The following is a 13,704-nucleotide window of genomic DNA, read 5'->3' as shown; positions in this document are numbered from 1 at the left end:
GATTGAGGTTAAAGAAAGTAAAAAGATTAAATTTGTAATCAATATTATAGGGTGGATGATAACACCCAAAAGAGCGACCAACGTAGACAGGAATCTGATATGCATGCTCTGAAATCAGAAAGTAAAAAGAAAAATAAATCTAATATTAAAATCTGACATCTAATGTCTAATAACAAAAGAATTTTCGTAGAAAAAAGAGGAATTTTCGATGTTGAAAGTCCAAAAATTTTTGATGAAGTAAAAGCGGTTGTTCCGGCAATTCAAACGGTAAAAGTCTACAATGTGTATGACATCTTCAATTTGAATGATGGAGAATTTGAAAAAGTGGTAAACAACACCTTCGTAGACCCTGTTACTGATATTTTACACACAGAAAACCCTGCAAAAAATATCCATTTCAGTATGGAATTCTTGCCTGGTCAGTATGATCAGAGAGCAGACTCTGCACAACAGTGTATTGCTTTGCTGACAGAAAATGAAAAGTCAAAAGTAAGAAGCGGTAAACTGATCGAATTTGAAGGAGTATCTGAAGCTGATCTTGTTAAAATCAAGGACCTTTTGATCAACAAAGTAGAATCTCAGGAAAAAGACCTTTCCATTTTGGATATCCCTGCAGACGAAATCCCTTCAAAAGTTTTGATCCACGAAAATTTCATCAATTTCAACGAGGCTGAGCTTGAAAATTTCTATAACAATCATGGCTTTGCATTAGGTTTAGATGATCTGAAGTTTATTCAGGATTATTTTAAAACTGAGCAGAGAAACCCTACAGAAACTGAACTTAAAGTATTAGATACCTACTGGAGCGATCACTGTCGTCACACGACTTTCGAAACAGAATTGTCAGACATTCAGTTTGAGGGAGACTTCAAGCATACATTGGAAACTATTTTCAATGATTATATCGAAAAAAGAAAATTCTTAGGCCGTGAGCTGAAGCCAATCTCTTTAATGGATCTGGCAACAGTATGCGGTAAATACTTCCATAAAACAGGAAATCTGGATAACCTTGTGATTTCTGATGAGATCAATGCATGTACCATCCAGATTGAAGCCGAATACGATGGTAAAAAAGAACCTTGGTATTTATTGTTCAAAAACGAAACCCACAATCACCCGACAGAAATTGAACCTTTCGGAGGAGCATCAACATGTTTGGGAGGAGCAATCAGAGATCCTTTGTCCGGAAGATCTTTCGTGTTCCAGGCGATGAGATTAACGGGTGCTGCAGACGTTTTAGAATCAGTTGATAAAACGTTACCGGGTAAGTTACCTCAAAAAACAATTACAAAACAAGCTGCTAACGGATACTCATCTTATGGTAACCAGATCGGATTAGCCACAACAATGGTTTCCGAAATCTATGACGAAGGCTATAAAGCAAAGAGAATGGAAGTAGGTTTCGTTACCGGAGCTGTTCCTATTGATTGGGTAAGACGTGAAAAACCTGAAAATGGAGATTCAATCATCATTTTAGGTGGTGCTACAGGTAGAGATGGTGTGGGAGGTGCAAGCGGAAGTTCAAAAGAACAGGACGAGACTTCTATTCATACCATGAGTTCGGAAGTTCAGAAAGGAAATGCAGTAGAAGAACGTAAGATCCAAAGACTTTTCAGAAACCCTGAAGTAACAAGATTAATCAAAAAATCAAATGACTTTGGTGCCGGTGGTGTTTCTGTAGCAATTGGTGAGATTGCAGACTCTCTGGAAGTAAATCTTGATGTATTACCATTAAAATATGAAGGATTAAACGGAACAGAATTAGCTATTTCCGAATCTCAGGAAAGAATGGCTGTTGTAGTAGATCCAAAAGATAAAGAAAAGTTCATTAAGTTCTGTGAAGCTGAAAACATTGTTGCTGTAGAAGTGGCAAAAGTAACAGATTCTGGAAGAATGCAGATGTTCTGGAAAGGAGATAAAATTGTAGATCTTTCGAGAGAATTCCTGGATACCAACGGATGTTCAAAATCTCAGGAAGTAAAAATTAACCACCTTGGAGAAGTAAAAGCAGAAACGAAAGCATTCACAGCAGAAAACTTCATCAACATTTTAAAAGATAAAAATGTAGCTTCCCAAAAAGGATTATTGGAAATGTTCGACTCTTCAGTAGGAGGGACAACTGTTGCCATGCCTTTAGGAGGGAAATATCAACAGACCTTAATGGAGGGAAGTGTGCAGACACTACCAATTTTAGGAGCAAAAGATATTAAAACCGTTTCCTTGGCAAGCTGGGGATTCGACGCTGAAATTTCAAAGCAAAACTCGCTATTAGGAGCATCTTATGCTGTTGTAGAAAGTGTTGCTAAGATTGTTGCTATGGGTGGCGATTATAAAAATATCAGATTAAGCTTCCAGGAATATTTCGAAAAATTAGGTCAGGCTCCTGAAAAATGGGGTAAACCTTTGGCTTCGCTTTTAGGAGCTTATGATGCGCAAATCAACCTTGGTCTTGCAGCTATCGGAGGTAAAGATTCCATGAGTGGAACCTATCAGGATCTGAATGTTCCTCCAACTTTGATCTCTTTTGCATGTGCCAACGGAGACAAACAAAATATCATTTCACCTGAATTTAAAGCGGCGGGGAACAAGTTATACTTCTTCAATCATATCGCTCAGGAAAGTGGTCTTCCGAATTATGATGCATTAAAAGAAGTATATGAATTCATCTTTGAAAACATCAAGTCAGGAAAGATTGTTTCTGTAAAAATAGTGAAAGAGGGTGGAGTTGCAGTAGCAGCAGCTAAAATGAGTTTCGGAAACAGATTGGGTGCTGAGATCAATGCTGATGAAACTGTTTTATTAGCTAAAAATATCGGTAGCTTAATCATTGAATCAAAAGAAGAATTAAGCTCAACAGTTCTTCAGTTGATCGGAGAAGTAAAAGATTCAGGAATTTTGAAAATCAACAGTCTTGAATCTAGTATTTTGGATCTTGTATCTGCTTACACAAATACATTCGAAAACCTTTTCCCAACAATAGAAAAAGAAAAAATTACGGTGGAAATTGACGAAAAGTCAAACTCAATCCATCCAAGAAATATCATCATTAAAAAACACGGAATAGCACAGCCAAAAGTTTTTGCTCCTGTATTCCCGGGTACAAACTGTGAATATGACACGCTGAATGCATTCCAAAAAGAAGGAGCTGTTGTAAGCAGCCTGCCTTTAATCAATATCAATCACCAATTGCTGGATGAAAGCATTGATGCTTGGGTGGAGGAGATCAGAGCATCACAAATTTTAGCATTCTCAGGAGGTTTCTCAGCAGGTGATGAGCCAGATGGTTCTGCAAAGTTCATTGTAAACGTTTTGAAAAACGAAAAAATGAGAAATGCAGTTCATGAATTATTGGACAGAGACGGGATGATCATCGGGATCTGTAACGGGTTCCAGGCGCTTGTTAAATCAGGATTACTGCCTTATGGAAGAATCAAGGATCTGGATGAAAACTCACCAACCTTGGCTCACAATGCCATCAGAAGACATATTTCTCAGATGGTAACGGTACGGGTTGTAAATGACGAAAGCCCTTGGTTAAAAGGAATGAAAGGTCAAACGTTCACTATTCCTATTTCTCACGGTGAAGGGCGTTTCATGGCTTCAGAAGAGGAAATCAAGAAGTTATATGAAAACGGACAGATTGCAACTCAATACATTGATCTTGATGGAAACATTGCCCACGGAATGCCATTCAACCCTAATAATTCATTATTCGGAATTGAAGGAATCACAAGCCCATGTGGAAAGATCTACGGAAGAATGGGACACCCGGAGCGCTTTGCAGAGGGTCTTATGAAGAATATACCAACCGCGAATTATCACAACATATTCAAAAACGGAGTCGAATACTTCAAATAAAAAAATTAACCTCACAGACTTTCAATCTCTGTGAGGTTTTTTTTAATATGTAATCAATAAGTTCATATTTTTGCATCATTACATTTAGAAAAAACAAAACTTTAACCAATGAACCAAGAAAATTCTTCTGAGACCAAGAAAGAAATCAAAAGAATAGATGCAAGTTACATTTCGCACGAAATACAACACCTTTTACACTTTGACAAAGGCTTTCCTTTTACCTTTAAAGAAGTTTTGCTTCGTCCGGGGAAAGCAGTAAGAGAATATCTCAGAGAAAATCGTGAAAAATATGTAAAACCAATTGTGTTTTTGGTTTTCGCCGCAGTTATTTATACTTTTATTATTCATTTGTTTCATATTGAAGTCCTCATTTTTAATATAAAAGGATTTGGTGGAACACAGCAATGGGAGCATAACCTAGATACTGAAGTGATCAATAAATGGATAGATTCTCACCTCGGATATTCTGCACTGATCATTGGTTTTTTTATGGCTATTTGGACCAAGATATTCTTTTACAAGAAAGGGTATAATATATTTGAAATATTTGTATTGCTATCCTATGTTTTCGGAGTGTTTTTTATTGCACTTTTATTTTTTCTGTTGCTTTCAAAGCTAACAGGCTTGTTAATGATAACTCAGATAGGGGTGCTGTTACTTCAAGTTTATTTTGTGGGAGCAATTGGCCAGTTTTTTGGAGAAAAGAATCTTTTCAATTATGTCAAGAGTTTAATTTGTCTGTTTTTAGGGATTATTACCTACAAATACAGTTTGATTTTACTGGCATATTTGATCCATCTTTTTAAGTGAAATATATTTTAAAAAGTAATGTTAGGAACCATCACAAATAATTACAAATGGACTTAAATACTTCAAATAACAATACAAGAAAAATGATCGTCATCAATGGCGGTCATTTTTCGTCTTTAGCAGGATTCTATGAAGAAGCTTCCGATGTCTTAATGAAAGATACAGATTGGAAAGTAGGTACCTTGGATGGCTTTGACGATATCCTTTACGGAGGGTTTGGAGTCTTTGAAAATAAAGAAGAAATTGAAATCATCTGGAAAGAATCTAAAAAGTCAGAAGAAGATCTGGGGTTTAAGACTACTCAAGAATTCTATGAGAATAAAATCAGACAGGGAAAGCCTTTTAATAGAGAACTGATTCAGCAAAAACTGGATGACTTGATGGCAGGAAAAGGGCAAACGCTGTTTGATATCCTAATCGAAATTATTCAGTCTCATTCTAATATTACCCTCATTTTAAACTGATAAGTAATGATTCGGGAATTTAATTATTCTTTATTGCTTACGATGTCTTAATCGTTCATTGTTAGTGAAAATATGGATTAAAAAATGCTCTTAGATTAAGTGTATTCAGAAGATTTTATTTTACTTTGAAAAATATTTTAAATGCTTTTTACCTGAACTATTATAGCAGGTTACAATAACAAACAAAAGAATGAATTGAATGAAGAAAATCGTATATGGACTGTTCTTTGGAGACAGTATTACGTATGGAGAATATGATGGCGTTTTTGGAGGCTGGGTAGATATTTTGAAGAGATATGCTTTGCAAAAATTCCATGAAGGAAACGGTGATGAATTAATTTTATTTAATCTGGGAATTGGTGGGGAAACTACAGAGGGATTATTAAAGAGAATGCCTACTGAGTTAGGCGCTAGAAATTCTGCAGACGGAAATCTTGTTTTTATAGGCTACGGAGCCAATGATCTTGCTATAAAAGAGGGAATTCAAGTGGTAAAACCTGAAACATTTAAAAGTAATATTATAAAAGCTGTTCAGCATGCAAAACAATTCTCAAAAGATATTTATCTGGTAAGCATTCTTCCGGTTTCAAAAAAAATAGATGGAGTAGTAGTGAGCTCAGGGAAGTTAAGAACCAACGAGGAAGTTGTTGCCTACAACCAGATTCTTAAGGATATTGCCGTAGATCACTCTTTAATGTACATAGATTTTTATGCAGCAATCTTAGAGGATAAAGAAAGTTTGCTTTCCGCAGATGGGGTACATCCTAATGAAAAAGGCTATGGAATGATGGCCGAAATTGCAATCCCAATCATTGAAAAATACTTATAATGCCACATTTATTTTCTTACGGAACACTGCAGAAAGAGCAGGTTCAACTTGAAACCTTTGGACGAATTTTACAAGGAAAGAAAGATGCTTTATCAGGATATAAACTAAGGATGCTTGAAATTACCGACCCTGAGGTATTACGGAAAAGTGGTCAGAAATATCATCCCGTTCTGGAGTTCTCAGGAAATGAGCAGGATGAGGTAGAAGGAGTACTTTTCGAAGTCACAGAAGCTGAAATTCTTCAGGCAGACGAATATGAAGTAGATGATTACAAAAGAATCGAAACCATTTTTAAATCCGGAGAAAAAGGATTTATCTATGTAGGTGTATAATTTTTTATAAGATAAAACATAGAATTGTAAACATTACAATATCATATCAATAGAAACGGGCTTTAGCCCGTTTTATTTTTAAACCACCAATCCATAGCTTTAGCCAAAACTTTAAATTTGCATGAGCTTTCCGTACTGTTTATTTGAATGCTATCAGAAATCCTACTGACAAACAGTTGTCACAATTCATTCCTATCTTTGGTAAAGACAAAAGAAAAATTAAAACATGAATAACGTGAAAGTCGAGCCTTTTAAGGTAATAGGAATTGCGGTAAGAACTACCAATGAAAATAATCAGGCAGCAAAGGATATTCCGGTGTTATGGGAGAAATTAATGAAAGAAAACATTGTGGAAAATATTCCCAATAAGATCGATAATGCTGTTTATTCCATCTACACAGATTATGAAAAGGATCACACAAAACCCTATACCACGATCCTTGGATGCAAAGTCGCAAGTCTGGATCATATTCCCGACGGAATGGTGGGTAAATCCTTTGATGGCGGAGACTATGTGAAGTTTACAACTAAAGGAAATTTAGCAGAAAATCTCGTTATCAACGAGTGGATCAAAATCTGGAACATGGACCTTGGCAGAACATTTACAGCCGACTTTGAAATATATGGAGAAAAAGCAATGAATCCTGCAGATGCAGAAGTAGATATTTTAATTGCAGTACAATAAGCAAATAGAAATATTTCATTATCCATACAATCATAAAAAAGCCTCCTGACATTGAAAAATAGTCAGGAGGCTTCAGTATTTTTATTATACAGGTTATTTATAAAAAACAGTTTTTATATAGTCATTAGTATTATCACCATTATAATCATAGTTAGCAGGAGTTAAAATGATAAGCTTACCGGTGGAAAGATCCAAAACTTCAGCATTATTATTGTTAATGGTAAGTTTCATTTGGGTTGAATCATAAAAATAGGGAAGAGTAGATTCAGTCTTTTGGCAAACAGAACTTACTGTATTATAATCATTCATATAATATTTTCCATCATTTCGGAATTCATAAGTACCCTTTTTCTTGCAATCATCAGGAACGTTTTCATGGATGACCGTTGCCTTATCAGAACCTGAAATTTGATATTCAGTTTGTATTTTCCAAACCCCAACAATATTAGTATCATAAATATTGTTGTTATTATTTCCTGTTGGAGTATCATCACCAAGGCTGCATGATGAAAGAGTTCCCAATACTAAAATTCCAGCTATTATCTTTTTCATAAAATGAATTTTTGGCGAACTTAATAAAAATTATTAAATGAATGGAACTTTATATGATTTTTATGAAAATTTGATGGTACGAGCCCCTTAAAAAATATATTTTCCGTAAACCAGAACGCCGATTACTACAGAAACTGCAGCCCCTAATACCACAGCCCCTGCTGAAATATCCTTAATAAAGCCTATTCTTTTATCGAAATTAGGCTGAATGATATCACAGATCTTTTCAATGGCGGTATTGAAAATTTCAGCACTTAAAACACCAACTGAGGCAAGGAGAATAATGGCTGCATCAAGATTGGAAAGCTTTAAATAAAAAATTAAAAACAAATTGATAAGAAAAGCCAGAAACTCGATCTGGAAATTTCTTTCCGTCTTTATCATTGCAAAAACACCGCGGAAAGCATTGAGAAAACTTTTATGGAGGGGTGGTTTTTGCATAGTCTTTTTACTTTTTTCAACAAAGATAGGTTTTGTACTTTGATTGTTGAATTTAATCTGCTATATTTGGAATACAGGATTGAAAAATCAGTGGGAGTGATTTCAAAAGCCATATTTTTAATAAAAAAGTGGAAGCCCTTGGAAATGCGAACATAATATCAGGTCATAAAACAGATTAACGATGTTTGTTCAAAACTCCTCCATATTATTTTTTTCTTTGTTGTATGTATTTATTATATTTGTAGAAACTTATTTTATAAATCTATGAAATTTATTATTTCAAGTGGTGAACTGCAGAAGGCTTTGCAAACTGTAAGTGGCGTAATATCAAGCTCTCAATCGAGACCGATTTTAGAAAACTATCTTTTTGAATTAGACGGAAATAATGTTACCATTACAGCATCTGACGGCGAGACGACTCTTGTAACTTCTTTGGAAGTGAAGTCTGATGATTCAGGTAAATTTGCCGTTCCTGCTAAAATTTTTCAGGATTTTATCAAGACATATGGGGAACAGCCTTTAACATTTGTTGTAAAGGACAATGCGGAGGGAACTGGAAGCCAGCTTGAGATTTTAGATGAAAAAGATAATTTCGCAGTAGCATTAGATAACGCTGATGACTACCCTGAGCTACCAGAATTTGATGCATCACAAAGTGTGACAATGCCGGCAGGTGTTTTGTCTGAAGCTTTAACCAATACATTATTTGCTACAAGTAACGACTCTCTTCGTCCGGTAATGACAGGAGTTCTGTTCCAGTTTGGAGAAAATGAAACCAATTTTGTTTCTACAGATTCTCACAGATTGGTTGTTTACAAAAGAACAGACCTGATGAATGCTGAACCAATGGAGTTTATCATGCCTAAAAAACCTTTGAATATTTTTAAGAATATTCTGGCAAGTTCCAACGAAGATGTTAAAATCGACTTCAATGAGAATATGGCTAAATTTACTTTTGATAAGCATATCTGGATCTGTAGACTGATTGATGGTAAATATCCAAACTATACAGCGGTAATTCCTAAGGAAAATCCAAATGTATTGACCATCAACAGAAACCTATTGTTGGGAGCAATCAAAAGAGCATCTATCATGTCTAACAAGTCTACCAATCAGGTAAGATTTAAGCTTTCAGGAAACATTCTTCACTTACATGCAGAAGATACTGAATATGCGAACAAGGCAGATATGCAAATTCCTTGTGACTACAACGGAGAAGATATTAATATCGGATTCAGCTCTAAATTCTTAACTGAAATGTTAACGATTTTAGGTTCTGACGATATTACAATGAAAATGTCTCAACCAAACAGACCGGGGATCATTGAGCCTCTTGACGGTCTTGAAGAAAACGAAAATATCTTAATGTTGTCAATGCCGGTAATCGGGTTGTAATATTAAATAACAAATAGATAAAAGCTGGAATTAAATTTCCGGCTTTTATTTTTTACGCCCAATAAGAAATTGATCTTAAATCATGGAAGCTAGAATACATTCTTACCATCCCTCAGATTTTCTTTCAGGTCTTACCACTGAAAACTATAGTGTTGTTTTGTGGAAGGGTTCGGGAGTTTTTTCTGTAGATGACATCAATTATTCCTATAACGGATATAACATTCTATTTCTGTCGCCTTATCAAAAGTTGAAATTAATTTCAAAATCTGAGGAAAATATTCATATTCTTTTCTTCCATGGCGATTATTACTGCATTGAATATCATAAGGAAGAAGTAGCCTGCAACGGACTTCTTTTCAATAATATTTACATGAATCCGGGGATAGAGCTTACAAAAGACAGTTTTGATTATATTTTGGAGCTTTTTAATTATATCAAAAAAGAAGAATCTGAAGATCATCTGTTTTCCCAATCCATTATCAAGACCTATATTCAGTTGATTCTTGCTTTATGCAGCAAACAAAAAAAGAGTGTTGAGCATAGCTCTGCTTTCAATGAAAAGTTACCCAATAAAAATGCTGTTGAATTCCAGAAACTGCTGGAACTTCATTTCAAGGATGAAAAGGAACTGTCATTTTACAGTGACAAGCTTAGTATTACAAACAATACTTTAAGTAAAGCTGTTAAAAAAGAATTTTCCAAAACCCCGAGCCAGCTTATTAATGAAAGAATTATTCTGGAAGCCAAAAAATTACTTCATTTAACCTATCGATCCATAAAGGAAATTGCCTCGGAGCTGGGATTCAGTGATGAGTTTTACTTCAGCAGATATTTCAAAAAATCTGTAGGTTGTTCTCCCAAAAAATATAGAGAAAAAGTGGGAATTTCTGTGGTGGCAAAAATGTCCATGTAATGTCCTGAAATATCTATGTTAAGACACTGTGCGTGTGAATACCTTTGTTAGAAAAAGTAAATCATATGCAAAACAGCAGACTATACAACCGTTTATTAAGGCTGGATACCTATTTCTTCAACTTTCTGAGAATCTCAATATTCATTGTTATGGCCTGGATTGGTGGACTTAAAGCTTTTCAATATGAGGCAGACGGAATTGTTCCCTTTGTTGCCAACAGCCCAATGATGAGTTTCTTTTATAAAAATGTAGGAAATAAAGTCCTGAATGAAGATCAAAAGCTGGTTTCGGAGTATACATTATACAAAAATCCGGAAGGAAAAATGGTAAAGAAAAACATTGACTGGCACACGGAAAATGGAACGTATGTATTTTCATATGGATTAGGTACAATGATTCTAATTATAGGAGCTTTGGTTCTATTAGGAATTTGGTTTCCTAAAATAGGAGCTGTGGGAGGTGCTTTAACATTTTTAATGTCATTGGTTACACTGTCATTTCTTGTCACAACACCTGAAGTATATGTCCCTAATCTTGGCGGAGATTATCTTACTCCTCAATATGGGTTTCCCTATTTGTCCGGAGCAGGACGTCTTGTATTGAAAGATATTATCATGATGGCGGGAGGGCTTATATTGTTTTCCGATAGTGTAAAGAAAGTTCTTAAACCATCTGCCAGCTAAGAATTTTTAAGATGTAGCAAATAAGATCGAGATTTATTCAATCTTTCGAAGAGAAATGAATCAAAATTATTTGTCTTAAAGTTGTTTCTAAATTTCTGTATTTCTCAAAAAAACACGACATTTGTACCTCGAAAAATTACGTAAAATAATTGCGTGATGTTTCAAATAAAAGTTTCAAAATAAAGCAGGCGAGCCTTTCGGTTTCATCTGACCAATAAAAAAAGTAGATAGATAAACAAATGAAAATATCAAACAACTGGCTGAAAGACTTTGTGACAACGGAATTGAAAACTGAAAGAATCGGTGAATTCCTTACAGATATAGGTCTTGAGGTTGAAGGGATAGATAAATTTGAAAGTGTAAGAGGTAGTTTGGAAGGGATTGTTGTAGGTAGGGTTTTAACCTGCGAAAAACATCCGAATGCTGATAAACTGAAGAAGACAACAGTAGACGTAGGAAACGGAAAGGTATTGAATATCGTTTGCGGAGCTCCTAACGTAGATGCAGGACAAACAGTTCCCGTAGCAGTTGTTGGAACAAAAATCTATGACAAAACAGGAAACTTTTTTGAAATTAAGGAAGCAAAAATCAGAGGTGAGGTTTCTCAGGGAATGATCTGCGCAGAGGATGAGCTTGGCCTTAGCGAAGATCATGGCGGAATCATGGTATTGGATGAAACCAAATATGAAGTAGGAAAGAACTTTGCAGACTATTTTGAATTGACGAATGACGAGGTTTTTGAAATTGGTTTAACACCAAACAGAACAGATGCCATGTCTCACTACGGTGTTGCAAGAGATCTTAATGCCTATCTTTCTACAAATCAATTGAAGTCGAAGTTTAATAAAGTAGCTTCAGAAGTTTTAAATGGCGAAGGAACTCACGATTTCAAACTGGAAATTGAAAACGCAGAGCTATGTCCAAGATACATCGGAGCCGTTATTGAGAACGTAAAAGTTGCAGAATCTCCGTCTTGGTTAAAAGATAGACTAAAAGCAATCGGGTTAAGCCCAATCAATAACGTAGTAGATATTACCAACTATATTCTTCATGGGTACGGACAACCGCTTCACGCATTCGATGCAGACAAAATCGCAGACAAAAAAGTGAAAGTGGGTGTAGTAAAAGCAGGAACGAAATTTACTACCCTGGATGGTGTTGAAAGAACATTGAACGGTTCTGAGATCATGATCAAGGACGGTAAAGACAATCCAATGTGTATTGCAGGTGTTTTCGGAGGAGAAACTTCAGGAGTATCTGAAGTTACAAAAACAATATTCCTTGAAAGTGCTTACTTCAATCCAATTGCAGTAAGAAAAGGAGCAAAACTTCACAGTTTGAATACAGATGCGTCTTTCAGATTTGAGAGAGGTGTAGATCCAAATATTACAAGAACAGCAATTACTCACGCTATTAAAATGATTCAGGAGATAGCAGAAGGGAAACTAGCGGGAGAGCTGTTGGAAGAATATCCTAAGAAAATTGAGGATAGCTATGTGATCCTTAGATTCTCTAAAATTGAGCAGATTTTAGGAACAAAAATTCACAGAGAAAAAGTAAAGGAAATTTTAAAGGCATTGGAAATTCAGGTTTTAAATGAAATTCCTAACGGTTTTGAAATCTCTGTTCCTGCCTACAGAGCAGATGTAACAAGAGAAATTGATGTAATTGAAGAGATTTTAAGAATCTACGGTTACAATAAAATTGACGCCCCACAAAAGATTTCATTTACCCCTGTTAAGCTAAGTGCTAACGATCAGGATGAATTGGAAAACAGCTGGGCAAGAACTTTACAAAGCCTTGGTTTCAATGAAGTAATGAACAACTCATTAACTTCTGTGAAAGACGAAACGGATGCTGTAAAACTATTAAACCCTTTAAGTGGTGACCTTGCATTCATGAGAAAATCCTTATTGGAGGGACTTCTTCAGAATGCAGTATATAACATCAACAGAAAGAATCAGGATATTAAGTTCTTTGAATTCGGAAAAATCTATCACAAAAAAGATAAATACGAAGAAAGAAAACAGCTTGCAATTATTGTTTCCGGAAGAGATGTTGCAGAGAACTGGTTACAACCTAAGTCAGCAGTAAGCTTCTACAATCTGAAAGCTTATGTTAAAGTTTTATTAGAAAGATTAGGGATCAGCTACAAAGAAGTAGCTTTATCTGATGACAGATTCTCTGATGCCCTTACTTATGAAGCAGATGGAAAAGCATTGGTAAGAATCGGAAAAGTAGCTCCGGCTCTTTTAAAGGATTTTGATATTGATCAGGATTGTTTCTATGCAGAAATTGAACTTGAGTTTGCACAGGAATTACGTTCTAAAAATGAACTAAAGTTTAAGGACATTCCTAAGTTCAACAAGATCAGAAGAGACCTTGCTTTACTAATTGATAAGAATGTAAACTATCAGGAATTATACCAGACTGCAAAGAAAAACAAGTCTCCTTTCATTAAGAGCATCAACCTATTTGATGTATACGAGGGTAAAAATCTTCCTGAAGGCAAGAAATCTTATGCAATGAGCTTCGAGTTACTAAACGAAGAAAAAACACTGGAAGAAAAGGAAATCTCAGAAGTAATGGATTCCTTGATTAAGTCTTTCCAGAAAGAATTCAATGCAGAATTGAGATCTTAATTGTAAGAGATAACAGATATATAAAAACGGGCTTTTTTAAGCCCGTTTTTTTGTGATGTTTGGGCTGAAGTCAATAATAAAACAATGTGATTGATGAAGC

The 13,704-nt window shown here is 35.2% G+C and carries 12 protein-coding genes; 10 read left to right on the top strand and 2 right to left on the bottom strand.

Annotation, left to right across the window (positions count from 1 at the left end):
* Positions 1-162 precede the first annotated feature (162 nt).
* The 6 genes from EG359_RS05425 to EG359_RS05400 all read left to right on the top strand — a co-directional run bounded on the left by EG359_RS05425 (position 163) and on the right by EG359_RS05400 (position 6,978).
* Positions 163-3,858, top strand: a complete 3,696-nt coding sequence (locus tag EG359_RS05425; RefSeq protein ID WP_076351216.1) for a phosphoribosylformylglycinamidine synthase — start codon at positions 163-165, stop codon at positions 3,856-3,858.
* 108 nt (positions 3,859-3,966) lie between these two features.
* Positions 3,967-4,668: a DUF3667 domain-containing protein gene (locus EG359_RS05420; protein WP_076351218.1), complete on the top strand. Its 702-nt coding sequence runs from the start codon at positions 3,967-3,969 to the stop codon at positions 4,666-4,668.
* A gap of 47 nt (positions 4,669-4,715) precedes the next feature.
* Positions 4,716-5,132: a ribonuclease inhibitor gene (locus tag EG359_RS05415; RefSeq protein ID WP_076351220.1), complete on the top strand. Its 417-nt coding sequence runs from the start codon at positions 4,716-4,718 to the stop codon at positions 5,130-5,132.
* A gap of 199 nt (positions 5,133-5,331) precedes the next feature.
* Positions 5,332-5,961, top strand: a complete 630-nt coding sequence (locus EG359_RS05410; RefSeq protein ID WP_084180270.1) for an SGNH/GDSL hydrolase family protein — start codon at positions 5,332-5,334, stop codon at positions 5,959-5,961.
* A complete protein-coding gene (locus tag EG359_RS05405; RefSeq protein ID WP_076351222.1) occupies positions 5,961-6,293 on the top strand; it encodes a gamma-glutamylcyclotransferase family protein in 333 nt (110 codons plus the stop codon). The genes EG359_RS05410 and EG359_RS05405 overlap by 1 nt, the downstream gene beginning before the upstream one ends.
* Positions 6,294-6,519: 226 nt before the next feature.
* Positions 6,520-6,978 carry a GyrI-like domain-containing protein gene (locus tag EG359_RS05400; RefSeq protein ID WP_076351224.1) on the top strand — a complete coding sequence of 153 codons (459 nt, stop codon included), beginning with the start codon at positions 6,520-6,522 and terminating at the stop codon, positions 6,976-6,978.
* A gap of 93 nt (positions 6,979-7,071) precedes the next feature.
* Here EG359_RS05400 and EG359_RS05395 read toward each other — a convergent pair whose 3' ends face one another.
* Both EG359_RS05395 and EG359_RS05390 read right to left on the bottom strand, forming a co-directional pair.
* Entirely contained in the window at positions 7,072-7,530 is a 459-nt protein-coding gene (locus tag EG359_RS05395; RefSeq protein ID WP_076351226.1) for a hypothetical protein, read from the bottom strand.
* Positions 7,531-7,617: 87 nt separating this feature from the next.
* Positions 7,618-7,971 (bottom strand): diacylglycerol kinase family protein, encoded by a 354-nt coding sequence (locus EG359_RS05390; RefSeq protein WP_076351228.1) that lies wholly within the window; start codon positions 7,969-7,971, stop codon positions 7,618-7,620.
* A 264-nt stretch (positions 7,972-8,235) separates the two neighbouring features.
* Between EG359_RS05390 and dnaN the strand changes: the two genes are divergently transcribed.
* The 4 genes from dnaN (at position 8,236) to pheT (ending at position 13,604) form a co-directional block, all read left to right on the top strand.
* Positions 8,236-9,366, top strand: coding sequence for a DNA polymerase III subunit beta (dnaN, locus tag EG359_RS05385; RefSeq protein WP_076351230.1), 1,131 nt, complete (start codon positions 8,236-8,238; stop codon positions 9,364-9,366).
* An 82-nt stretch (positions 9,367-9,448) separates the two neighbouring features.
* Positions 9,449-10,279: an AraC family transcriptional regulator gene (locus EG359_RS05380; RefSeq protein WP_076351232.1), complete on the top strand. Its 831-nt coding sequence runs from the start codon at positions 9,449-9,451 to the stop codon at positions 10,277-10,279.
* Positions 10,280-10,344: 65 nt separating this feature from the next.
* Entirely contained in the window at positions 10,345-10,962 is a 618-nt protein-coding gene (locus EG359_RS05375) for a DUF417 family protein (protein WP_076351234.1), read from the top strand.
* Between the two features lie 239 nt (positions 10,963-11,201).
* Positions 11,202-13,604 carry a phenylalanine--tRNA ligase subunit beta gene (pheT, locus tag EG359_RS05370; protein WP_076351236.1) on the top strand — a complete coding sequence of 801 codons (2,403 nt, stop codon included), beginning with the start codon at positions 11,202-11,204 and terminating at the stop codon, positions 13,602-13,604.
* Positions 13,605-13,704: the final 100 nt, after the last annotated feature.

This window comes from Chryseobacterium joostei, assembly GCF_003815775.1.
Taxonomy (GTDB): Bacteria; Bacteroidota; Bacteroidia; order Flavobacteriales; family Weeksellaceae; genus Chryseobacterium; species Chryseobacterium joostei.
Note: the sequence above shows the minus strand (reverse complement) of the source record. Positions and strands in the feature narration are given on the sequence as shown.

Coding starts and splice junctions, on each gene's coding strand:
- dnaN (WP_076351230.1), top strand. CDS start 8,236: ATGAAATTTATTATTTCAAGTGGTGAACTGCAGAAGGCTTTGCAAACT.
- EG359_RS05405 (WP_076351222.1), top strand. CDS start 5,961: ATGCCACATTTATTTTCTTACGGAACACTGCAGAAAGAGCAGGTTCAA.
- EG359_RS05400 (WP_076351224.1), top strand. CDS start 6,520: ATGAATAACGTGAAAGTCGAGCCTTTTAAGGTAATAGGAATTGCGGTA.
- EG359_RS05375 (WP_076351234.1), top strand. CDS start 10,345: ATGCAAAACAGCAGACTATACAACCGTTTATTAAGGCTGGATACCTAT.
- EG359_RS05410 (WP_084180270.1), top strand. CDS start 5,332: ATGAAGAAAATCGTATATGGACTGTTCTTTGGAGACAGTATTACGTAT.
- EG359_RS05420 (WP_076351218.1), top strand. CDS start 3,967: ATGAACCAAGAAAATTCTTCTGAGACCAAGAAAGAAATCAAAAGAATA.
- EG359_RS05390 (WP_076351228.1), bottom strand. CDS start 7,971: ATGCAAAAACCACCCCTCCATAAAAGTTTTCTCAATGCTTTCCGCGGT.
- pheT (WP_076351236.1), top strand. CDS start 11,202: ATGAAAATATCAAACAACTGGCTGAAAGACTTTGTGACAACGGAATTG.
- EG359_RS05425 (WP_076351216.1), top strand. CDS start 163: ATGTCTAATAACAAAAGAATTTTCGTAGAAAAAAGAGGAATTTTCGAT.
- EG359_RS05380 (WP_076351232.1), top strand. CDS start 9,449: ATGGAAGCTAGAATACATTCTTACCATCCCTCAGATTTTCTTTCAGGT.
- EG359_RS05415 (WP_076351220.1), top strand. CDS start 4,716: ATGGACTTAAATACTTCAAATAACAATACAAGAAAAATGATCGTCATC.
- EG359_RS05395 (WP_076351226.1), bottom strand. CDS start 7,530: ATGAAAAAGATAATAGCTGGAATTTTAGTATTGGGAACTCTTTCATCA.